At 61.4% G+C, this 20,531-nt stretch carries 22 protein-coding genes; 21 read left to right on the top strand and 1 reads right to left on the bottom strand.

The features are described from left to right. Window positions 1-2: 2 nt before the first annotated feature. Complete coding sequence (locus tag BMZ70_RS11080; protein ID WP_092273668.1) at window positions 3-683, bottom strand: Bax inhibitor-1/YccA family protein; 681 nt, start codon at window positions 681-683, stop codon at window positions 3-5. A gap of 219 nt (window positions 684-902) precedes the next feature. Between BMZ70_RS11080 and ndk the strand changes: the two genes are divergently transcribed. The 21 genes from ndk to BMZ70_RS10975 all read left to right on the top strand — a co-directional run bounded on the left by ndk (window position 903) and on the right by BMZ70_RS10975 (window position 20,527). Next, window positions 903-1,310, top strand: coding sequence for a nucleoside-diphosphate kinase (gene ndk / locus BMZ70_RS11075; protein WP_072780823.1), 408 nt, complete (start codon window positions 903-905; stop codon window positions 1,308-1,310). A gap of 76 nt (window positions 1,311-1,386) precedes the next feature. After that, on the top strand, window positions 1,387-2,559 hold the full coding sequence (rlmN, locus tag BMZ70_RS11070) for a dual-specificity RNA methyltransferase RlmN (RefSeq protein ID WP_092273665.1): 1,173 nt from the start codon (window positions 1,387-1,389) through the stop codon (window positions 2,557-2,559). Continuing rightward, entirely contained in the window at window positions 2,559-3,380 is an 822-nt protein-coding gene (gene pilW / locus BMZ70_RS11065; protein ID WP_092273662.1) for a type IV pilus biogenesis/stability protein PilW, read from the top strand. Before rlmN ends, pilW begins: the two co-directional genes overlap by 1 nt. A 13-nt stretch (window positions 3,381-3,393) precedes the next feature. Continuing rightward, a complete protein-coding gene (locus BMZ70_RS11060) occupies window positions 3,394-4,425 on the top strand; it encodes a helix-turn-helix domain-containing protein (RefSeq protein WP_092273659.1) in 1,032 nt (343 codons plus the stop codon). A 27-nt stretch (window positions 4,426-4,452) separates the two neighbouring features. Then, entirely contained in the window at window positions 4,453-5,709 is a 1,257-nt protein-coding gene (gene ispG, locus BMZ70_RS11055) for a flavodoxin-dependent (E)-4-hydroxy-3-methylbut-2-enyl-diphosphate synthase (protein WP_092273656.1), read from the top strand. Further along, a complete protein-coding gene (gene hisS / locus BMZ70_RS11050; protein ID WP_092273653.1) occupies window positions 5,702-7,045 on the top strand; it encodes a histidine--tRNA ligase in 1,344 nt (447 codons plus the stop codon). Before ispG ends, hisS begins: the two co-directional genes overlap by 8 nt. Before the next feature lie 28 nt (window positions 7,046-7,073). Continuing rightward, complete coding sequence (locus BMZ70_RS11045) at window positions 7,074-7,706, top strand: YfgM family protein (protein ID WP_092273650.1); 633 nt, start codon at window positions 7,074-7,076, stop codon at window positions 7,704-7,706. 26 nt (window positions 7,707-7,732) lie between these two features. Further along, a complete protein-coding gene (gene bamB / locus BMZ70_RS11040; RefSeq protein ID WP_092273647.1) occupies window positions 7,733-8,872 on the top strand; it encodes an outer membrane protein assembly factor BamB in 1,140 nt (379 codons plus the stop codon). A gap of 3 nt (window positions 8,873-8,875) precedes the next feature. After that, window positions 8,876-10,222, top strand: a complete 1,347-nt coding sequence (der, locus tag BMZ70_RS11035) for a ribosome biogenesis GTPase Der (protein ID WP_092273644.1) — start codon at window positions 8,876-8,878, stop codon at window positions 10,220-10,222. Between the two features lie 204 nt (window positions 10,223-10,426). Further along, the gene (hfq, locus tag BMZ70_RS11030) at window positions 10,427-10,663 is read left to right on the top strand and encodes an RNA chaperone Hfq (protein WP_092273641.1); all 237 of its coding nucleotides are present in this window, start codon (window positions 10,427-10,429) and stop codon (window positions 10,661-10,663) included. A gap of 42 nt (window positions 10,664-10,705) precedes the next feature. Further along, on the top strand, window positions 10,706-11,827 hold the full coding sequence (gene hflX / locus BMZ70_RS11025; RefSeq protein ID WP_092273638.1) for a GTPase HflX: 1,122 nt from the start codon (window positions 10,706-10,708) through the stop codon (window positions 11,825-11,827). Window positions 11,828-11,844: 17 nt separating this feature from the next. Further along, window positions 11,845-13,143, top strand: a complete 1,299-nt coding sequence (gene hflK / locus BMZ70_RS11020; protein ID WP_229205375.1) for an FtsH protease activity modulator HflK — start codon at window positions 11,845-11,847, stop codon at window positions 13,141-13,143. After that, on the top strand, window positions 13,143-14,054 hold the full coding sequence (gene hflC / locus BMZ70_RS11015) for a protease modulator HflC (RefSeq protein WP_092273632.1): 912 nt from the start codon (window positions 13,143-13,145) through the stop codon (window positions 14,052-14,054). The genes hflK and hflC overlap by 1 nt, the downstream gene beginning before the upstream one ends. A gap of 155 nt (window positions 14,055-14,209) precedes the next feature. Then, on the top strand, window positions 14,210-15,370 hold the full coding sequence (locus tag BMZ70_RS11010; protein WP_092273629.1) for an ATP phosphoribosyltransferase regulatory subunit: 1,161 nt from the start codon (window positions 14,210-14,212) through the stop codon (window positions 15,368-15,370). A gap of 4 nt (window positions 15,371-15,374) precedes the next feature. Next, on the top strand, window positions 15,375-16,685 hold the full coding sequence (locus BMZ70_RS11005) for an adenylosuccinate synthase (RefSeq protein WP_092273626.1): 1,311 nt from the start codon (window positions 15,375-15,377) through the stop codon (window positions 16,683-16,685). Window positions 16,686-16,702: 17 nt separating this feature from the next. Further along, a complete protein-coding gene (locus BMZ70_RS11000) occupies window positions 16,703-17,248 on the top strand; it encodes a phosphoribosyltransferase (RefSeq protein ID WP_092273623.1) in 546 nt (181 codons plus the stop codon). A gap of 250 nt (window positions 17,249-17,498) precedes the next feature. Next, window positions 17,499-18,155 carry a choice-of-anchor E domain-containing protein gene (locus BMZ70_RS28830; RefSeq protein WP_092273620.1) on the top strand — a complete coding sequence of 219 codons (657 nt, stop codon included), beginning with the start codon at window positions 17,499-17,501 and terminating at the stop codon, window positions 18,153-18,155. A gap of 26 nt (window positions 18,156-18,181) precedes the next feature. Further along, entirely contained in the window at window positions 18,182-18,868 is a 687-nt protein-coding gene (locus BMZ70_RS28825) for an FxDxF family PEP-CTERM protein (protein ID WP_165403488.1), read from the top strand. A 67-nt stretch (window positions 18,869-18,935) separates the two neighbouring features. Beyond that, entirely contained in the window at window positions 18,936-19,532 is a 597-nt protein-coding gene (locus BMZ70_RS10985) for a MarC family protein (RefSeq protein WP_092273615.1), read from the top strand. Between the two features lie 75 nt (window positions 19,533-19,607). Further along, window positions 19,608-19,895: an autorepressor SdpR family transcription factor gene (locus tag BMZ70_RS10980; RefSeq protein ID WP_092273612.1), complete on the top strand. Its 288-nt coding sequence runs from the start codon at window positions 19,608-19,610 to the stop codon at window positions 19,893-19,895. Next, on the top strand, window positions 19,892-20,527 hold the full coding sequence (locus BMZ70_RS10975; RefSeq protein ID WP_092273609.1) for an SdpI family protein: 636 nt from the start codon (window positions 19,892-19,894) through the stop codon (window positions 20,525-20,527). The genes BMZ70_RS10980 and BMZ70_RS10975 overlap by 4 nt, the downstream gene beginning before the upstream one ends. Window positions 20,528-20,531: the final 4 nt, after the last annotated feature.

Raw genomic sequence — 20,531 nt, 5'->3', positions numbered from 1 at the left:
GCTTAGTCGCGATCACCGCCGAAGATGCCCAGCAGTTGCAGCAGGCTGGTGAAGATGTTGTACACGTCCAGGTACAGCGACAGGGTGGCGCGGATGTAGTTGGTCTCGCCGCCGTTGATGATCTGCTGGACGTCATACAGGATGTACGCCGAGAAAATACCAATCGCCACCACCGAGATCACGATCGACAGCGCCGGGATGTGCAGGAAGATGTTGGCAATCGACGCCAGCATCAGAATCACCACGCCTGCGAACAGCCAGGTGCCCATGCCCGAGAAATCGCGCTTGGACACAGTCGCCACCGACGCCAGCACCGCGAACACGCTGGCCGTGCCGCCGAACGCCGCCATGATCAGGAAGCCGCCGTTCGAGAAACCCAGTACGCGCGACAGCAGCGGCGTCAGCATCAGGCCCATGAAGAAGGTGAAGCCCAGCAGCAGGGCCACGCCCACGCCGGAATCCTTGTTCTTCTCGATGCCCCAGATGAAGCCGAAGGCCACCGCCAGGAATAGCAGCGCCATCAGGCCGCCGCCCAGCGGCAGGTGCAGCGCCACGCCCAGCGCCGCGCCGAACACGGTCGGCACCATCGACAGGGCCAGCAGCCAGTACGTATTGCGCAGCACTTTATGCTGCACCGCCTGACGGCTACCCGCCAGGTCGTAAGTTTTTTGCATGTTAATCATCGTAATACCTCCAAATGCGGGGTAAAGGTTACCGCTTGCTAAAAGCATAGCATGGCGGGCCGAGAATGAGCAAAATCATGCCAAAAATGCACTTAATCCGGACTTAAACCGGCTTCATTGCCGTGCTTTTCGGAATATGGGGTGTTCTATGGTAAAATCAAAGGTTGATTGGATTATCAATTCTTGTTTTAAACCTTTCTTTTTATTGGAGTTTTTCAAATGGCAATCGAACGCACCCTGTCGATCATCAAACCAGACGCAGTTGCAAAAAACGTGATCGGCAAGATCTACACCCGCTTCGAAGAAGCTGGCCTGAAGATCGTTGCCGCTCAAATGAAGCAACTGTCGCGCGAAGAAGCTGAAGGCTTCTACGCTGCTCACAAAGAGCGCGGCTTCTTCAAAGATCTGGTGGACTTCATGGTTTCGGGTCCAGTCATGATCCAAGCCCTGGAAGGCGAAAACGCCGTTCTGAAAAACCGCGAACTGATGGGCGCTACCGATCCTAAGAAAGCAGACAAAGGCACCATCCGCGCCGATTTCGCTGATTCGATCGACGCTAACGCCGTTCACGGTTCGGACGCTGTTGAAGCCGCTGCTGTTGAAATCGCTTACTTCTTCGGTAAGTAATTGATGTAAGGATTCCGTTCCCGCACTGCGGTGCGGAAACGGAATTTAAATGATTAGTACTGTTTTGAGCCAAGATATGAACGCACCTCTGACCAACTTGCTGGATTTCGATCCCGCGCAGCTCATCGCTTATTGCGCCGAGTTGGGAGAGAAACCGTTCCGCGCCAAGCAACTGCAACGCTGGATCCACCAATTCGGTGCGTCGGACTTCGACAGCATGACGGATCTGGCCAAGTCGCTGCGCGACAAACTGAAGACCCGCGCCCAGATCGTGGCGCCGGCCATCATCAGCGACCACACCTCCACCGACGGCACCCGCAAATGGCTGGTCGACGTCGGCAATGGCAACGCGGTCGAAACCGTGTACATCCCGGAAGAGAACCGTGGCACGCTGTGCATCTCCACGCAAGCCGGTTGCGCCGTCAACTGCCGCTTCTGCTCGACCGGCAAGCAAGGCTTCAGCCGCAACCTGAGCGTGGGCGAAATCATCGGCCAGCTGTGGATGGCCGAATTCGAACTGCGCCGCACCAAGGGCATCGAACCGGGCCCGAAAGGCGAGCGCCAGATCACCAACGTGGTGATGATGGGCATGGGCGAGCCGCTGCTCAACTATGAGCCGACCGCCACTGCGCTCAAGCTGATGCTGGACGATAACGCCTACGGCCTGTCGCGCCGCCGCGTGACCCTGTCCACCTCGGGCGTGGTGCCGATGATCGACAAGCTGTCGCAGGATGTGCCGGTGGCCTTGGCGGTCTCGCTGCACGCCTCGAACGACGAGCTGCGCAACGGCCTGATCCCGCTGAACAAAAAATACCCGCTCAAGGAGCTGATGGCCGCCTGCAAGCGCTACATCGAGTTTGCGCCGCGCGACTTCATCACCTTCGAGTACTGCATGCTGGATGGCGTCAACGACACCGACCAGCACGCGCGCGAACTGGTGGCGCTGGTCCAGCACCCGGAGTTCGGCGTGAACTGCAAATTCAACCTGATTCCGTTCAACCCCTTCCCGGAATCGGGTCTGCTGCGTTCGAAGAACCCGCGCATTTCGGCCTTCGCGCAAATCCTGCTGGACGCCGGCATCGTCACCACCATCCGCAAAACCCGTGGCGACGACATCGACGCTGCTTGCGGCCAGCTGGCCGGCGAGGTGCAGGACCGCACCAAGGTCCAGGAGCGGATGGAAAAAATGGCCGAATACCAGAACAAGTTCGGCGCCAACTTCGGCAAGATCGTGGAGATCCGTTCCTGATGATCTTCCTGGCGCAGCGTAGCCGGCTCAGTCTCGTCGCGCTTTGCGTGGCAGGGGCGCTGGCCGGCTGTGCCTCGTCGGGATCGCAACCGGGTAACAGCGGCAAGGCCGAGCTGACCACCACCTCCGACGCCACCGCCGTGCAGCGCAAGGTCGATATCCGCATGCAGCTGGCGATCGGCTATTTCGAGCGTGGCCAGTACGCGGTGGCGCTGGATGAAGTCAAGCTGGCGCTGGCCGCCGACCCGAACTACGCCGACGGCTATGGCATGCGCGGCCTGATTTACCAGCAGATGGGCGAGAACGGCCTGGCCGAGGATAACTTCGTCCGCGCCCGCAAGCTGGCGCCGAACAGCCCGGACTTGGCCAACAACTATGGTTCCTTCCTGTGCCAGCTTGGCCGCGTGAAGGAAGCCCTGCCGCTGTTTGATGCGGCCCTGACCAACCGGAGTTACCGTTCGCCGGCCAGTGCCGCGAACAACGCCGGTTCGTGCGCATTGAAGATCAAGGATTACGCCAGCGCGGAGCGTTATCTGCTGCAAGCCTTGCAGTTGACGCCTGACCTGCCGGCCACTAACGCCAATCTGGCACGGGTGTATGTTGAGAAGGGCGATTATGTGCGCGCCAATTTCTTCGTGACCCGTTTGAACAAGGTGGCAAAGATGGAGAGCCTGACGGCCGATGTGCTGTGGCTCGCGATTAAGGTGCAGCATAAGCTGGGCGATAAGGACGCGGAAGCTGGTTGGGCGACGCAATTGCGTCGTCACCACGCCGGTTCGGCCGAATATGCTGCTTATCAACGTGGGGCGTTTGATGAGTGAAACAGGGGTACCAATGAATTCTGAGTGGGCAGAACCGCCGCAAGAGCAGGGCAACACTGGCAAGGCTACGCCCGGAGCATTGCTGGCCGCCCAGCGCGAAGCGATGGGTTGGACGGTTGAACAAATTGCAGACCAACTGAAACTGGCGGTGCGCCAGGTGAAGGCATTGGAGGCCGGCGATTACGCCGCCCTGCCTAACATGGCGGTCACGCGCGGCTTCGTGCGTGCCTACGCCAAGGTATTGAAGATGGATGCGGCCCCGCTGGTCGCGATGATAGACGCAGCGCAGCCGATCAGCCCCGAGGTCGTCGTTGCGCCGCGCAAGGATTTGGCGCAGTCGTTCTCCGAGTCGCGCTTCCCGTCGATGACGGGACGTTCGTCGGCGCCGGCCGGCTGGCTGGTTGGCGTGGCGGCGGTGGTCGTGATTGGTGCGGCTGGCGCGTATGCGTACCAGAGCGGTTTGATTCCTGCCTCGCTGTTCGAGCGCAAGGAAGAGGAAGTGAAGCCGGTTGAAACGCCGGCGATTGACACCACGCTGCTCAAGCCGGGCCAGGAAAGCGCTGCATCGGCGCCCCTGCAATCGCCGAGCGTGCCGCTGATTTCGGTGCCGCCGCAAGGCGAGCAAGCCGCAGCTCCTGCTACTGCTGCGACCGCGCCGGCAACTGCCGCCGTTGCACCGCCGGCAGCGGTGCCTGCACCGACGCCAGCCCCGGCTCCGTTAGCCGCAGCACCAGCGCCAGCACCAGCCCCAGTGGCCGCTGCGCCAGCACCGACGCCTGCACCTGCTGCGCCGGCAGTGAGCGGCGCCGGCCACCAGCTGGTATTGAAGGTGACGGAAGATTCGTGGGTAGAGATTCGCCGTCCGGGCACCACTTCGCTGATTTCGCGCGTGGTGAAAGCAGGCAGCACCGAGACCTTCGATATCAAGGATCCGGCGTTGCTGATCGTTGGTAAGCCGGGCGGCGTGGAAGCCTCGCTGGGCGGCGCGCCGCTGCCGTTGCCGCTGATCCCGGGCGGTACGATTTCGCGCGTAAATATCAAGTAAGCATCAAGTAAAAACAGAGTTAGAACCATGACGCAAACTGCTATTCCATCGGGACCAACCGACCGCCGCGCCAGCCGCCGCGTGTTGATCTCGCACGGCGAGCGCAAGATCTGGGTGGGCGGCGACGCTCCGGTGGTGGTGCAGTCGATGACCAACACCGACACCGCCAACGCCATCGAAACGGCGATCCAGATCCGCGACCTGGCGCGTGCCGGCTCGGAGCTGGTGCGCCTGACCGTGGACCGTCCTGAAGCCGCCGAAGCGGTGCCGTACATCCGCGAACAGCTGGACAAGATGGACGTCGACGTGCCGCTGGTCGGCGACTTCCACTACAACGGCCACACGCTGCTGAACGACTACCCGGAGTGCGCCAAAGCGCTGTCCAAGTACCGCATCAATCCGGGCAATGTGGGCAAGGGCGCCAAGCGCGATACGCAGTTTGCGCAAATGATCGAAGTGGCGGCGCGCTACGACAAACCGGTGCGCATCGGCGTCAACTGGGGCAGCCTGGATCAGGCGCTGCTGGCGCGCATCATGGACGAAAATGCCGGCCGTGCGAATCCGTGGACCGCGCAGCAGGTGATGTATGAAGCGCTGATTACCTCGGCCATCGAGAACGCCGTGCGCGCTGAAGAACTGGGTCTGGCGCGCGACAAGATCATCCTGTCGTGCAAAGTCTCGGGCGTGCAGGACCTGATCGCCGTGTACCGCGAACTGGGCAAGCGCTGCGACTACCCGTTGCACCTCGGCCTGACCGAAGCGGGCATGGGCAGCAAGGGCATCGTGGCGTCGACCGCCGCGCTGTCGGTGCTGCTGCAAGAAGGCATTGGCGATACCATCCGCATTTCGCTGACCCCGGAACCGGGCGGCGACCGCACCAAGGAAGTGGTGGTGGGGCAGGAGATCCTGCAGACGATGGGCCTGCGCAAATTCACCCCGATGGTGATTGCCTGCCCAGGCTGCGGCCGCACCACCTCGACCACGTTCCAGGAACTGGCTGACAACATCCAGACCTTCCTGCGCGACCAGATGCCTGAATGGAAAAAGCTCTATCCGGGCGTGGAGGCGATGAACGTGGCCGTGATGGGCTGCATCGTCAACGGTCCGGGCGAATCGAAGCACGCCAATATCGGCATCAGCTTGCCGGGCACCGGCGAATCGCCGGCCGCACCGGTATTTGTCGACGGCGCCAAGGTGGCGACGCTGCGCGGTGAGCGCATCGTGGAAGAATTCCAGGAAATCGTACTGAATTACGTGAAGAAGAATTACAGCAAACATGTCTAAACAAGAAAAAATCGTCGCCGTCAAAGGCATGAACGACATCCTGCCGCAGGACTCGCACCTGTGGCAGCTGTTCGAGAACACCGCGCAGTCGGTGGTGCAGAGCTATGGCTTCCAGCAGATCCGCACGCCGATCGTGGAAGACACCGCGCTGTTCAAACGCGCGATCGGCGCGGTCACCGACATCGTCGAAAAAGAGATGTATTCGTTCGAAGATTCGATGAACGGCGACCAGCTGACCCTGCGCCCTGAAGGCACGGCCGGCGCGGTGCGCGCGGTGATCGAGCACAATCTGGTCTACGAAGGTCCTAAGCGCCTGTGGTACACCGGCCCGATGTTCCGCCACGAGCGTCCGCAGCGCGGCCGCTATCGTCAGTTCTACCAGTTCGGCTGCGAAGCCGTGGGCTTCACCGGCCCGGACGTCGACGCCGAACTGATCATGATGTGCCGCCGCCTGTGGGATGACCTGGGCCTGCCGGAAATCCGCCTCGAACTGAACTCGATCGGCGACGCCGAAGAGCGCGCGCGCCACCGCGTCGACCTGATCGCGTATCTGGAAAAGCACGAAGACATCCTTGACGCCGAAGCCAAGCGCCGCCTGCACAGCAACCCGCTGCGCATCCTGGACACCAAGAACCCTGCGATGCAGGACATGGTCAACGCCGCGCCGAAGCTGATGGACTACCTGGGCGAAGAGTCGCTGGCGCACTTCAACGGCGTGCGCAAGATCCTCGACCACAACAACGTTCCGTACGTGATCAACACCCGCCTGGTGCGCGGTCTGGATTACTACAACCGCACCGTGTTCGAATGGGTGACGGACTCGCTGGGTTCGCAGGGCACCGTGTGCGCCGGCGGCCGTTACGATCCGCTGATCGCCTCGTTCGGCGGCAAGCCAACGCCTGCCGTCGGTTTCGCGATGGGCATCGAACGCCTGCTGGAACTGATGAAGGAAGCCGGCGAGCCGGAAATGCCTAACCAGTGCGACGTCTACCTCGTGCATCAAGGCGAAGCAGCGCAGCTGCAAGCCTTCGTGCTGGGCGAGCGCCTGCGCGACGCTGGCCTGGACGTGATCATGCACGGCTCCACGCTGGCCGGCGCCGGCAGCTTCAAATCGCAGATGAAGAAGGCCGACGGCGCAGGCGCCGCATTCGCCGTCATCATTGGCGAAGATGAAGTCACCAACAACACCGCCAGCGTCAAAGCGATGCGCGCGGCGGAAGGCGAACAGCAGCAAACCTCGGTGCCGTTCGACCAGGTAGTAGACTTCGTGGTGGACCAGATCACCGACAGCGGCGATCATCACCACCACGTGCACGACGAACACTGCAACCATTAACCAAACCTACGATAACGGCAGACGAAACATGGCATACGATCTTGAAGAACAAGAACAGATAGCGACCCTCAAAGCGTGGTGGGACAAGTACGGCAATGCGACGACCTGGGTGCTGATCGCGGCCCTCGCTGCGTACTCTGGCTGGAACGGTTGGAACTACTACCAGCGCGACCAGGCCGGCAAAGCCTCGGCGCTGTACGACCAGCTGCAAGCCGCCGTGGAAGCCAAGGACAACGCCAAGGTGCTGCGCGCCGCCGGCGACATGGAATCGCAATTCGGCAGCACCGCCTACGCGCCGATGGCCGCGCTGGTCGCCGCCAAGAGCGCGTTCGACGCCAACGATTTGAAATCGGCCAAAGCCCAGCTGCAATGGGCGGCGGAACACGGCGGCGATGAATTCAAGGCCGTGGCCAAGGTTCGCCTGGCCGGCGTGCTGCTGGATGAAAAAGCCTACGACGAAGCGCTGAAAGTGCTGGCCGGCGACGTGCCTGCGCAATTCGCCGGCGCCGTTGCCGACCGCAAGGGCGACGTGCTGGCCGCGCAGAACAAGCTGGCCGAAGCCCGCACCGCCTACAAGGCCGCGCTGGACGCCACCGACAAGAAAAATCCTGGCCGTCAGCTGATTCAGATGAAATTGGAAGCCATCGGCGGCACCGCCTAATTCACCAAGTAGCAAGGTTCATGACTATGCGTATTACCGAAAAAGTAGTGGCAGCAAGTGTGTTTGCGATGTTGGCCGGTTGCTCCTTGTTCTCGTCCAAGGAAACCAAGAACCAGCCGGCGCCGCTGGTGGAACTGAAAAATCCATCGCTGAATCCAAAGGTGGTGTGGAAGTATTCGGTAGGTAAATCGGGCAACGCGGTGTTCACGCCTGCGCTGTCGGGCGAGAGCATCTACGTGGCTGATGCCGATGGCACCCTGGTGCGCCTGAACGCCGCCACCGGCAAGGAAATCTGGCGCATCAAGACCGGCGTCGACCTGACCGCCGGTGTGGGCGCCGATGGCGACGTGGTGGTAGTCGGCGGCGTCAAAGGCCAGATCCTGGCCTACGACAGCAACGGCAAGCAGCTGTGGAAAGCGCAAGCCTCGAGCGAAGTGCTGTCGTCGCCGGAAGCCGGCAGCGGCATGGTGGTGGTACGCAGTGTCGACAACATGATCACCGGCTTTGATGCCAAGACCGGCGCGCGCAAGTGGAACGTGGCTCGCACCACGCCGGCCCTGACCCTGCGCAATGCGCCGGGCATGGTCATCAACGGCCAGAACGCCTACATCGCCCAGCCGGGCGGCAAGCTGCTCGCGCTGAACCTGGCCGGTGGCCTGCAGCGTTTTGAAGTGGTCGTCGGCGAGCCGCGCGGCGCCACCGAACTGGAACGCGTGACCGACATCGCCGGCGCCCCGGTGATCTACGAAAAAGATGTTTGCGCCGTGTCGTATCAAGGCCGCGTGGCCTGCTTCGACGCCACCACCGGCGCGCCGCACTGGAGCAAAGCCACTTCGTCCGACAAGGGCGTGGCGGTGGACCAGCGTTTTGTATTCGTCTCCGACGACAAAGGCGAAGTTGGCGCCTATAGCCGTGAAAACGGCGCCAACGCCTGGAAGAACGACAAGCTGTCGTACCGTGTGCTGTCGACCCCTGTGTCGTACGGCCGCGCGGTGGCAGTTGGCGACTACCAGGGTTACATCCACTTCCTGTCGCGGGAAGATGGCGCATTTATAGGTCGTGTGGCGACCGACGGCAGCGCAATCAATGCTGATCCGATCATCGCCGGCACGAATTTGATTTTCCAAACCCAATCAGGGACAGTGACCGCACTCGCGGTCGAGTAAAAAATGAAGCCGGTAATCGCACTAGTGGGTCGACCCAATGTAGGGAAATCGACCTTGTTCAATCGTCTGACCCGCTCGCGCGATGCGCTGGTGGCGGACTTGCCTGGGTTGACGCGAGATCGTCACTATGGCGAGGGCCGTGTCGGCGAACGTCCCTTCCTCGTTATTGACACCGGCGGCTTTGAGCCGGTTGCCAAGGAAGGCATCCTCCACCAAATGGCAAAGCAAACCAAGCAAGCCGTGGCCGAAGCTGACGTTGTCATCTTCCTGGTCGACGGCCGCCAGGGTTTGACGCCACATGACAAGACCATCACCGACTTCCTGCGCAAGAGCGGCCGTCCGGTGATCCTGGTCGTGAACAAGGCGGAAGGCATGCGCTACACCTCGGTGGTGGCGGACTTCTATGAACTGGGACTGGGCGAACCGGCTGTCATTTCGTCGGCACACGGCGACGGCGTGCACGATCTGGTCGACCTGGCGCTGGACACCGCGTTCGAGCAGCGTCCGGAAGATCCGGCGGAGCTGGAGAAGTCGGACCGCGGCGTCAAGATCGCACTGGTCGGTCGTCCGAACGTCGGCAAGTCGACCCTGATCAATACCCTGGTGGGCGAAGAGCGCGTGATCGCCTTCGACATGCCGGGCACCACCCGCGACTCGATCGAGATCCCGTTCGAACGCGATGGCAAGCAGTACACCCTGATCGACACCGCCGGTATCCGCCGTCGCGGCAAGGTGTTCGAAGCGATCGAGAAATTCTCGGTGGTGAAGACGCTGCAATCGATCTCGGAAGCCAACGTGGTCGTGCTGATGCTCGATGCGCAGCAGGACATCTCCGAGCAGGACGCCCACATCGCCGGCTTCGTGCTGGAAACCGGCCGCGCGCTGGTCATCGCCGTCAACAAGTGGGACGGTCTGGAATCGTGGCAGCGCGACGAAATCAAGATCGACATCGACCGCAAGCTGGACTTCCTCGGCTTCGCCAAGATGCACTTCATCTCGGCGCTGAAGGCGCAGGGCATCGGTCCGCTGATGAAATCCCTGGACCAGGCTTACGCCGCCGCCTTCGCCGACCTCTCGACGCCGAAGCTGACCCGCGCCCTGATCGAGGCGGTGGAGAAGCAGGAGCCGAAGCGCAAAGGTTCGATCCGTCCGAAGATGCGTTACGCCCACCAGGGCGGCATGAATCCGCCGGTGATCGTCATCCACGGCAATGCCCTGGACGCCATCAGCGAGCCATACAAGCGCTATCTGGAGAAGCATTTCCGCGAGACCTTCAACCTGGTCGGCACGCCGCTGCGCATTGAACTGCGCACTGGTAAAAACCCATTCGCCAAGGGTTCGGAAAAATAAGCGATTTTTTTGCAGGAACAGCCTGCAAAAAAAGCAAAAACAAGGTACAGTGGCTTAGAAGCACCACTTTTAGCGTGGCGAGCGGTGTTTCAGCGAAAAATGTTTGACTTTTTTATGACTTTTCGCTGAGCCACGACCTTGAAAGTACTTGAAATCAAGCGTTTCGCCTCCACTTCCAACACAACAACATAAAATGGAGCTGTTATGAGCAACAAAGGGCAACTGTTACAAGACCCATTCCTCAATGCACTGCGCAAAGAGCACGTCCCGGTGTCGATCTACCTGGTGAACGGCATCAAGCTGCAGGGCCACATCGAATCTTTCGACCAATACGTCGTACTGCTGCGTAACACTGTGACGCAGATGGTCTACAAGCACGCCATCTCCACCGTGGTGCCGGCGCGCGCCGTCAATCTCAGCATTGAAAACGACGCGGAATAAGCATTTGCCACACCGCTTCTTTTTAACTGGCCTGACCGTCGTATGCGTGCAGTTCTAGTCGGTATCGATTTCGGCAAGGGCGACTTTGCCGCCAGCATCGAGGAATTGCAGCTGTTGGCGCGTTCCGCCGGTGCTGAACCGGTGACGACCATCACGGCCAAGCGCTCCGCCCCGGATGCGGCTTATTTCGTCGGCAGCGGCAAGGCCGACGAGATCGGCCAAGCCGTGCTGGCCGATCGCTGCGAAATCGTCATCTTCAATCACGCCCTGTCGCCGGCGCAGCAACGCAATCTGGAAAAACGCCTGAACATTCGGGTGCTGGACCGGACCAGCCTGATTCTTGATATCTTCGCCCAGCGTGCCAAGAGCCACGAGGGCAAGCTGCAGGTCGAGCTGGCGCAGTTGCAGCACCTGGCCACGCGCCTGATCCGCGGCTGGACTCACCTTGAGCGCCAGAAGGGCGGTATCGGTCTGCGCGGTCCCGGTGAAACCCAGCTGGAAACCGACCGCCGATTGATCGGCGAGCGGGTGAAAGCGCTGCGTGCCCGCCTGGCCAAGCTGCGCAAGCAGCATGAGACCCAGCGCCGTTCGCGTAACCGTACCCAGACTTTCTCCATTTCGCTGGTCGGCTATACCAATGCCGGCAAGTCGACCCTGTTCAACGCGGTGACCAAGGCGGGCGTGTATGCGGCCGACCAGTTGTTCGCCACGCTGGATACGACCTCGCGCCGTGTCTACATGAACGAGGAAGTAGGGCACGTGGTGCTGTCCGACACGGTCGGTTTCGTGCGCGAGCTGCCGCACCAGCTGGTGGCGGCGTTCCGCGCCACGCTGGAGGAAACCATTCATGCCGATCTGCTGCTGCACGTGGTCGACGCCGCGTCGCCGGCGCGCATGGAGCAGATCGAGCAGGTCAACCTGGTGCTGCAGGAAATCGGCGCCGATCACATCCCGCAGATTCTGGTGTGGAATAAGATCGACGCCGCCGAGCTGGAACCTTCGGTTGAGCGAGATGAATATGATAAGATTTCCAGAGTCTTCCTCAGTGCGCGCACCGGGCAAGGACTGGATCTGCTGCGCGCCGCCATCACTGAATGGGCCACGAAAGAAGAAGTAGAAGAAGTAGAGAGCAGTCCCACCCTCACTCACGTTGGATCACACTAATGCGTGTCTCCTCACTTATGAAACGACTCGGCTTGAAGCTGTCGCTGAACGACCCTCGCTGGGGGAAGGACAACAAGCCGCAAGCCAATGAAGGCAAGAAGCCCGGCGAAGGCCCGCCCGACATGGAACAGCTGTGGCGCGACTTCAACCAGCGCCTGAACGGCTTGTTCGGGCAAAAGCGTCCGAGCGGCGATAACAATGGCGGCGATGGCAGCGGCGGCGGCAGCAATCGCCCCGACATGAGCGGCGGCGTGCGTGCCACGGCCGGTGCCATCGGCGCGGTGGTCGCGCTGATCTGGCTCGCCAGCGGCTCCTTCATCGTGCAGGAAGGCCAGACCGGCGTGGTCTACACCTTCGGCAAAGTCAGCCACACCACCGGCTCCGGTTTCAACTGGCGCTGGCCGTATCCGTTCCAGAGCGACGAGACGGTCAAGGTCTCGCAGATGCGCATGGTGGAAATCGGCTATCGCGGCAATATCAAGAACAAGCAGACGCGTGAATCGCTGATGCTGACCGATGACGAGAACATCATCGACATCCAGTTCGCGGTGCAGTTCAAGCTGAAAGATCCGGTCGCGTGGCTGATGAATAACCGCGACGAGGAAGACACCGTACGCCAGGTGGCCGAGACCTCGATCCGCGAAATCGTCGGCAAGAACAAGATGGACTTCGTGCTGTACGAGGGCCGCGACAAGGTCGCCTTCGAAACCCAGCAGCTGATGCAGCAGATCCTGGACCGCTACGCTTCCGGCGTGCTGATTTCCAGCGTCACCCTGCAAGCGGTGCAACCGCCGGAACAAGTGCAGATCGCGTTTGACGACGCGGTGAAAGCAGGGCAGGACCGCGAACGCCAGAAGAACGAAGGCCAGGCTTACGCCAACGACGTGATTCCAAAAGCACGCGGTACCGCTTCGCGCCTGCTGCAGGAAGCCGAGGGCTATCGCTCGATGGTGGTGGAGAACGCCACCGGTAATGCATCGCGCTTCAAGCAGGTGCTGGTCGAGTACCAGAAGGCGCCGGGCGTGACCCGCGACCGCCTGTACCTTGAGACCATGCAGCAAATTTTCTCCAGCGCTTCCAAAGTGATGGTGGACGCCAAGACCGGCAGCAACCTGCTGTACCTGCCGCTCGACAAGCTGATCGCCCAGGCGGCAGCCACCGATGCGCAAGCCGCCGCCGCGCGCGCCGCGCAGGCAGCCGGCTCCGCGCCGGCCGCCACTACCACGCTGCCGTCGGAGCTGATGCCGTCGGTGGAAGTGAACCGCACGCGCGATCCGCGCTCGCGCGAATCCTTACGTGACCGGGAGAGCCGTTAATGAATCGCATCGCTAGTACCGTCGTCCTGGGCTTTATCGCCCTGATGCTGCTGTCGTCGACCGTGTTTGTGGTCGACCAGCGCAAATACGCCATCGTGTTCGCGCTGGGCCAGATCAAGGAAGTCATCCGCGAGCCGGGCCTGCACTTCAAGTTGCCGCCGCCGTTCCAGAACGTGCTGCTGCTCGATAACCGCATCATGACGATTGAATCGCCGGACGCCGAGCGCTTCATCACGGCCGAGAAGATGAACATCCTGGTGGACAGCTTCGTGAAGTGGCGCATCGGCCGTGGCGAGAACCAGCCGAAGCTCTACTACGTCACCTTCGGCGGCGATGAAAGCCGCGCGCGTGACCGTATGTCGCAGATCATCAAGGCGGCGCTGAACGAGGAAATCACCAAGCGCACCGTGGCTGAAGTGATCTCCGGCCAGCGCGGCAAGGTCATGGAGGGCATCCGCGCCAAGGTGGTGCAGGAAGCCGCGCAGATCGGTGTCGAGATCATCGATGTCCGCCTCAAGCGTGTTGAATATGTAGAGCAGATCAACAATTCGGTGTACGAGCGCATGAAGGCCGAGCGTACCCGCGTGGCCAACGAACTGCGTTCGACCGGTTCGGCGGAGTCGGAGAAAATCCGTGCCGATGCTGATCGCCAGCGCTCCGTGATCCTGGCGGAAGCCTATCGCGATGCCGAGCAGATTCGCGGCGAGGGCGATGCCAAAGCATCGGCCATCTACGCGGAAGCCTTCGGCAAGAATCCGGAGTTCTACAAGTTCTACCGCAGCCTGGAAGCCTATCGCGCCACCTTCAAGAACCACGGCGACGTGATGGTGATGGACTCCAGCTCGGACTTCTTCAAATACTTCAAAGGCTCGGGCGCCGCCGGCGCCGCACCAGCTGCAGCCCGGAAGTAACAGCAGGGACCTCGCATCGGGATGCCCACAAGGCATCCCGATCGCATCTTTTTCCCCTCTAAAGACGCGTTTTCGCGTAAAATATCAGGTTCGGCCTTCCAGTCAGGTGGCCGTGGCGTGCGCGCCGCATTGTTCATTTCTTAATTAATAGACCCATGCCGAATTGGCTGCTGCCCGAGAATATCGCCGACGTTTTGCCGTCGGAAGCACGCAAGATTGAAGAGTTGCGTCGTCTGATGCTGGATAATTTCCGCTTGTATGGCTACGAGCTGGTGATGCCGCCGTTGCTGGAGTACCTGGAATCGCTGTTGACCGGCGCCGGGGAAGACACCGACCTGCGCACCTTCAAGCTGGTGGACCAGCTGTCGGGCCGCATGCTGGGCCTGCGTCCGGACATGACCACCCAAGTGGCGCGCATCGACGCCCACCTGCTGAACCGCGCTTCGGTCACGCGCCTGTGCTACGCCGGCAGCGTGCTGCATACACGTCCGTCGGGCCTGCACGCCACCCGCGAGCCGCTGCAGATCGGTTGCGAGATGTACGGCCACGCCGGCCTCGAAGCCGACGCCGAAATCCAGGAACTGGCGCTGGCGTCGTTGGCGCTGGCCGGTTTCACCGAAGTGCGGCTGGACCTGACCCATGTCGGCGTGCTGCGCGCGCTGCTGGAGCAATGCCCGGCCGCCCAGCGCGATCAGGCTAAAATCCATGCTGCGCTGCGTGCCAAGGACGTGCCGGATCTGCAGGCATTGACGAAAGATTACGCACCGGTGGTGCGCGACGCCTTGCTGGCGCTGCCGTCGCTGTACGGCGATATCGACGTGCTGGCGAAAGCGCGCGAAGTGCTGCCGGAGCTGCCGGGCATCGCCAAGGCGCTGGCCGAACTGGCGGCGCTGGCGGCATCGGCCATCGGCCGCGCGCAAGTGGCGATCGACCTGGCCGACCTGCGCGGTTATCAATATGAAAGCGGCGCGATGTTCGCGCTGTATGTACCTGGCTTGCCGAACGCCGTGGCGCGCGGCGGCCGTTACGATCACGTCGGCGAGGCCTTTGGCCGGGCACGTCCCGCCACCGGCTTCTCGCTCGATTTGCGCGAACTGGCGCGTTTGCTGCCGACCGCGGAGCGCAAGCATTCGATCCGCGCGCCGTGGGGCAATGCGCCAGAGTTGAAGGAAAAAATCGCCGAACTGCGCAAGTCCGGCGAAGTGGTGATCCAGAGTATGCCGGGTCATAGCCACGAACTGGACGAGTTCGAGTGCGACCGCGCGCTGGTCCTCGACGAGAATGGTAGTAACTGGATTCTTAAAAACTTAGGTTAATGTGATGTCAAACAAAAACGCAAAAAACGTCGTCGTCATCGGTACCCAATGGGGCGATGAAGGTAAAGGCAAAATCGTCGACTGGCTGACCGACCACGCTCAAGGCGTGGTGCGCTTCCAGGGCGGCCACAACGCCGGCCACACGCTGGTCATCGGCGGCGTCAAAACTGCACTGCAGCTGATCCCTTCGGGCATCATGCGTCCAGGCGTGGCCTGCTACATCGGTAACGGTGTGGTGGTGTCGGTGCCGGACGTGCTGCGCGAAATCGACAAGCTGGAAGCGGTGGGCGTGGAAGTCGCCTCGCGCCTGAAAGTGTCGGATGCCGCCCCTGTGATCCTGCCTTACCACGCGGCGCTGGACCACGCGCGCGAAGCCGCACGCGGCGATGCCAAGATCGGCACCACCGGCAAGGGCATCGGCCCTGCGTACGAAGATAAGGTCGCCCGTCGCGCCATCCGTATCGCCGACCTGCTGAACGAAAAGCGCCTGGCCGAAAAGCTGGCGGAAAACCTGGACTACCACAACTTCGTGCTGGAAAACTACCTGAAGGCACCGAAGGTCGATTACCAGAAAACCCTGGACGACGCGCTGGCCTACGTGCCGCGCCTGCGCCCAATGGTGACCGACGTCTCGAGCGCCCTGTACAAAGCCCACAAGGCCGGCGCCAACCTGCTGTTCGAAGGCGCGCAAGGCTCGCTGCTGGACGTTGACCACGGCACCTATCCATTCGTGACCTCGTCGAACTGCGTGGCCGGCAATGCCGCCGCCGGCGCCGGCGTTGGCCCGAGCATGCTGCACTACGTCATGGGCATCACCAAGGCCTACACCACCCGCGTGGGTTCGGGGCCGTTCCCTTCGGAACTGCCGACCGACGCCGGCGTGGGCCACCACCTGGCGCAAGTCGGCCACGAGTTCGGTACCGTGACCGGCCGTGCCCGCCGCTGCGGCTGGTTCGACGCCGCGCTGCTGCGCCGCTCGGTCCAGATCAACGGCGTGACCGGCATGTGCCTGACCAAGCTGGACGTGCTGGACGGCCTGGAATCGCTGAAACTGTGCACCGGCTACACCATCGACGGCGAGCCAGTCGACATCTTCCCGTCGGGCGCCGAAGAAGCCGCGCGTTGCGTGCCGGTGTACGAAGAAATGCCGGGCTGGAAAGACAGCACCGTTGGCGCCAAGTCGATGGACGCGCTGCCGGTTGCCGCCCGCAACTACATCAAGCGTATTGAAGAATTGGTCGGCGTGCCGATCGACATGGTATCGACCGGTCCGGATCGTGAAGAAACGATCGTGCTGCGTCATCCATTTGCATAATTTAGGAACCCGCAAGCATGAACACCCCACAATCGAACGAAAAACACCTCTGGGTCTCCTGGGACGAGTACCACCGCCTGATCGAGCGCCTGGCGCTCAAAGTGCACGAGTCGGGCTGGAAGTTTGACATGGTACTGTGCCTGGCGCGCGGCGGCGTGCGTCCGGGCGACGTGTTCTCGCGTATCTTCGACGTGCCGCTGGCGATCCTGTCGACCAGCTCGTACCGTGAAGACAAGGGCACCGTGCAGGGCGACCTCGACATCGCCAAGTACATGACCATGACCAAGGGCCCGCTGAGCGGCAAGATCCTGCTGGTCGACGACCTGGCCGATTCGGGCGTCACCCTGATCAAAGTCATGCAGCACCTGAAGGACAACTTCGACGGCGTGACCGAGGTGAAATCGGCCGTGATCTGGACCAAGGGCAGCTCGGCCTTCAAGCCGGACTACCAGATGGAAGAACTGCCGCACAACCCGTGGATCCACCAGCCGTTCGAAGATTACGACGGTCTGCGCCCGCATCAACTGGCGGCCTGGATCAAAAAAGGTGAGAAGGTCGCGTAAGGGTTTCCCTAGCTTTTTCTCCTATGAAAGCGGCCTGCGGGCCGCTTTTTTTACGTCTGTTTGTCTTGCACAACATAATATTTTTGTTGGGAAATTTTTATTGCAAATTTTTCCTCTTAGATGCAAAAAAGAAAATTACTTTGCGATATTTTATGTTAATATCCATTCATGCATTAACGGTGTCTGCGGGACAATAATTGCTGCCACCAAAAAATCTTCTGACCAACAAATCCAACAAGTGGGAGTTCCCATGAAATTACGCAAGTTTTCTCAAGTGCTGCTGGCAGCAGCAAGTTTCGCTTCCGCCTCGGCGTTTGCGGGCCAAGTCACCTACAACAGCACGCTGGCCAGCGCGCTGACCGATCAAGACCAGTCGCTGAGCTTCCAGCAGTTCGACAGCTCCCTGGGCACGCTGGACTCGATCACGCTGAGCTTCAACACCAATATTTCCAGCACCGTGGACGTGATCGCGTTGGCTGGCAATACGGTTAAAGTCAGCCTGTTGGCCGAACTGTTCCTGACCCATCCGGATAACGTCAATCCGCTGCACTATCAAAGCGCTCAGCTGTTCGACCAGCTCGAACTCAGCGGCACGACCTCCGCTACCGGTTCGGCCGCGTTTGGCGCCTCCGGCCTGACCATCTCGGCATCCGATTTCGCGATGTTCACCCACGCTGGCCCGGGCACTGGCTACGTCTACGCGCCACTGTACGTGATGACCACCTCGTCGTGGGAAGGCGATGACGGCCAGGTGAATTTCACCACTTACGCTGCCGGCAGCGCCAGCGTGACCTACAACTTCACCACCGCTCCGGTACCGGAGCCGGAAACCTACGGCATGATGCTGCTGGGTCTGGGTGCGATTGGTGTGGTGGCCAAGCGCAAATCGCGCTCGGCGCAGGCTTGAACAACGCTATCTGAATGGATAACAACATGAAAAAATTACTCAGCACGCTGGCGGCAGGCGCCGCTCTCGGCTTCGTCTCGGTCGCGCAAGCCGCGCCTGTCACGACGACCTTGGAAGTGAGCAGCAACGTCATCAACAACATCAAGGGTACTTCCGGTGCGCTGGACTTTGCCCAGTTCGACAGCAGCCTGGGCACGCTGTTGTCGGTGGAAGTCGAGCTGTATAGTGACCTGAACAGCACTTTCGCCGTTGAAAACAAGGGCACGCGCGGCACCACCTTCACCCTGAGCTCGAAGAGCAAAGTGACGATGACCTCCGGCGGCCTGTTCACCATCGACGCGGTGGAAAACAATTACAGCAATTCGGTGTTGGCCACGGCGTATGACCACGTGCTCGATCATGGCGGCAGCTCCGGGGCCACCATCACCGTCACCGATCAGCACGGCGCGCCGACCACGGTGCTGCTGACCGACGCGGGTGCGCTGGCTGCGTTCACCGGCAACAGCGTGGTGCACACCACGGTCGCCGGCGTGGGCACCACCAAGGTCACCGCGTCCGGCAATATCGACACCATCGCGTCGTCGTCGTACAGCGCTTACGGCAAGGTCACTTACACCTACGCCTTGCCGGTGCCGGAACCGGAAACTTATGCGATGCTGCTGGCAGGCCTGGGCCTGGTTGGCGCAATCGCCCGCCGCCGGAAGTCGGCATAAGCCGAATCTGGTGGTACACTCAAACGGGAGCTTCGGCTCCCGTTTTTCTTTTCCACTTAGGGATTCCATGACCCAGGATTTTTTCCAGACCTTTATTCTCTTGCTGCTGGTGACCGACCCGTTCGGCAACGTGCCGCTGTTTGCCAGCGTCCTCAATCCGGTGCCGCCGTCGCGCCGCCCGCGCATTGTGGTGCGCGAGTGCGCGATTGCGTTCGTGCTGCTGCTGATCTTCATGTTCTTCGGTCGCCACTTCCTGACCGCGCTGCACCTGTCGGAAGTGTCGCTGCGCATCGGCGGTGCGGTGATCCTGCTGCTGATCTCGATCCGCATGATCTTCCCGCACCCCGACGGCGTGCTGGGCCGCACGGACGGCGCCGAGCCCTTCATCGTGCCGCTGGCGATCCCGGCGCTGGCCGGCCCCTCGGCGCTGGCCACGGTGCTGCTGTTCTCGCGCGAGAGCACCGGTGAAGTGCTGGTGCACGTGGCGGCGCTGGCGGCGGTGGGCGTGGTGTGGCTGGCGGTGTTCCTCAGCGCCGAAAAGCTGCAGAAGGTCCTCGGCCCGCAGGTGATGACGGCGTTCGAGCGCCTGATGGGGCTGATCCTGACGGCGATGTCGGTCGAGATGCTACTGGGCGGCATCCGCGAGTTCGTCCAAACCTTGTAAGCAGGGCGGCGGGCGCTTGACGCCCGCTTTTTATCGGTCTATATTTAGATAACCGTCTAATTAAATGATTGTCTAATGAATGCCACCAACAGCGCCTTCAAAGCCATCGCCGACCCAGCTCGGCGCGAAATCCTGCGTCTGCTGCGCAGCGGCGAGATGACGGCCGGCGATCTGGCCGAACGCTTCGATATGAGCAAGCCGTCGATGTCGCACCATTTCGCCGTACTGGCCGAGGCCGACCTGATCACACGCCGGCGCGAAGGGCAGACCATCTGGTACGGACTCAACACCACCGTGCTGCAAGACGTGCTGGCCTGGATGATGGACCTGGCCGGCGAACAACCTCAAGGGAGAAAGAAATGAAGCCTCGCGCCTTATGGCTGTGCATCCTGATGATCCTGGCCATGACGGCCATCACCGCTTACTACTACCCGACGCTGCCGGAGGTCATGCCCACGCACTGGAACTATGCGGGACAGGTTGATGGCTACGGCGCGCGCTGGCAATTGTGGCTGGTCGGGCCGGTCGCCATGAGCGCCTTCCTGCTGCTGGCGATGGCGCTGCCGTGGCTGTCGCCCAAGCAGTTCGAGGTGCAGAATTCCGGCGCCACCTACGGCTACCTGATGGCGATTCCGGTCGCGCTGTTTGGCGCCATCGAGCTATTCATGCTGTGCAGCGCGCTTGGTGTGAAGCTCGATGTGCCGCGCGTCATGCCGGTGATTGTGTTCGTGGTGCTGATCCTGATGGGCAACCCGATGGGCAAGGTGCGGCGCAATTTCTTCATCGGCATCCGCACGCCGTGGACGCTGGCCAGCGAGCAGGTCTGGCATACCACGCACCGTCTGGCCGGCAAGCTGATGGTGGGCAGCGGCGTACTGGGTCTGCTCGCTGCCTGGCTGGGAGCGCCGCACTGGCTGCTGCTGGTGCTGATGATGGCATGGGGCCCGCTCGCGGCCGGCTACTCGCTGGTACGCTACAAGAATCTTCCTCAATGAATGG

Origin of the sequence: Duganella sp. CF402 (assembly GCF_900109645.1) — a bacterium.
Lineage (GTDB): Bacteria > Pseudomonadota > Gammaproteobacteria > Burkholderiales > Burkholderiaceae_D > Rugamonas.
Note: the sequence above shows the minus strand (reverse complement) of the source record. Positions and strands in the feature narration are given on the sequence as shown.

What these genes read in the sequence shown, in the direction of transcription:
- hisS (WP_092273653.1), top strand. Translation starts at nt 5,702, where the DNA reads ATGTCTAAACAAGAAAAAATCGTCGCCGTCAAAGGCATGAACGACATC.
- BMZ70_RS11010 (WP_092273629.1), top strand. Translation starts at nt 14,210, where the DNA reads ATGCCGAATTGGCTGCTGCCCGAGAATATCGCCGACGTTTTGCCGTCG.
- BMZ70_RS10985 (WP_092273615.1), top strand. Translation starts at nt 18,936, where the DNA reads ATGACCCAGGATTTTTTCCAGACCTTTATTCTCTTGCTGCTGGTGACC.
- BMZ70_RS11060 (WP_092273659.1), top strand. Translation starts at nt 3,394, where the DNA reads ATGAATTCTGAGTGGGCAGAACCGCCGCAAGAGCAGGGCAACACTGGC.
- BMZ70_RS10980 (WP_092273612.1), top strand. Translation starts at nt 19,608, where the DNA reads ATGAATGCCACCAACAGCGCCTTCAAAGCCATCGCCGACCCAGCTCGG.
- hflK (WP_229205375.1), top strand. Translation starts at nt 11,845, where the DNA reads ATGAAACGACTCGGCTTGAAGCTGTCGCTGAACGACCCTCGCTGGGGG.
- hflC (WP_092273632.1), top strand. Translation starts at nt 13,143, where the DNA reads ATGAATCGCATCGCTAGTACCGTCGTCCTGGGCTTTATCGCCCTGATG.
- BMZ70_RS11045 (WP_092273650.1), top strand. Translation starts at nt 7,074, where the DNA reads ATGGCATACGATCTTGAAGAACAAGAACAGATAGCGACCCTCAAAGCG.
- bamB (WP_092273647.1), top strand. Translation starts at nt 7,733, where the DNA reads ATGCGTATTACCGAAAAAGTAGTGGCAGCAAGTGTGTTTGCGATGTTG.
- BMZ70_RS28830 (WP_092273620.1), top strand. Translation starts at nt 17,499, where the DNA reads ATGAAATTACGCAAGTTTTCTCAAGTGCTGCTGGCAGCAGCAAGTTTC.
- BMZ70_RS28825 (WP_165403488.1), top strand. Translation starts at nt 18,182, where the DNA reads ATGAAAAAATTACTCAGCACGCTGGCGGCAGGCGCCGCTCTCGGCTTC.
- BMZ70_RS11000 (WP_092273623.1), top strand. Translation starts at nt 16,703, where the DNA reads ATGAACACCCCACAATCGAACGAAAAACACCTCTGGGTCTCCTGGGAC.
- BMZ70_RS11005 (WP_092273626.1), top strand. Translation starts at nt 15,375, where the DNA reads ATGTCAAACAAAAACGCAAAAAACGTCGTCGTCATCGGTACCCAATGG.
- rlmN (WP_092273665.1), top strand. Translation starts at nt 1,387, where the DNA reads ATGAACGCACCTCTGACCAACTTGCTGGATTTCGATCCCGCGCAGCTC.
- BMZ70_RS11080 (WP_092273668.1), bottom strand. Translation starts at nt 683, where the DNA reads ATGATTAACATGCAAAAAACTTACGACCTGGCGGGTAGCCGTCAGGCG.
- hflX (WP_092273638.1), top strand. Translation starts at nt 10,706, where the DNA reads ATGCGTGCAGTTCTAGTCGGTATCGATTTCGGCAAGGGCGACTTTGCC.
- BMZ70_RS10975 (WP_092273609.1), top strand. Translation starts at nt 19,892, where the DNA reads ATGAAGCCTCGCGCCTTATGGCTGTGCATCCTGATGATCCTGGCCATG.
- ispG (WP_092273656.1), top strand. Translation starts at nt 4,453, where the DNA reads ATGACGCAAACTGCTATTCCATCGGGACCAACCGACCGCCGCGCCAGC.
- pilW (WP_092273662.1), top strand. Translation starts at nt 2,559, where the DNA reads ATGATCTTCCTGGCGCAGCGTAGCCGGCTCAGTCTCGTCGCGCTTTGC.
- der (WP_092273644.1), top strand. Translation starts at nt 8,876, where the DNA reads ATGAAGCCGGTAATCGCACTAGTGGGTCGACCCAATGTAGGGAAATCG.
- hfq (WP_092273641.1), top strand. Translation starts at nt 10,427, where the DNA reads ATGAGCAACAAAGGGCAACTGTTACAAGACCCATTCCTCAATGCACTG.
- ndk (WP_072780823.1), top strand. Translation starts at nt 903, where the DNA reads ATGGCAATCGAACGCACCCTGTCGATCATCAAACCAGACGCAGTTGCA.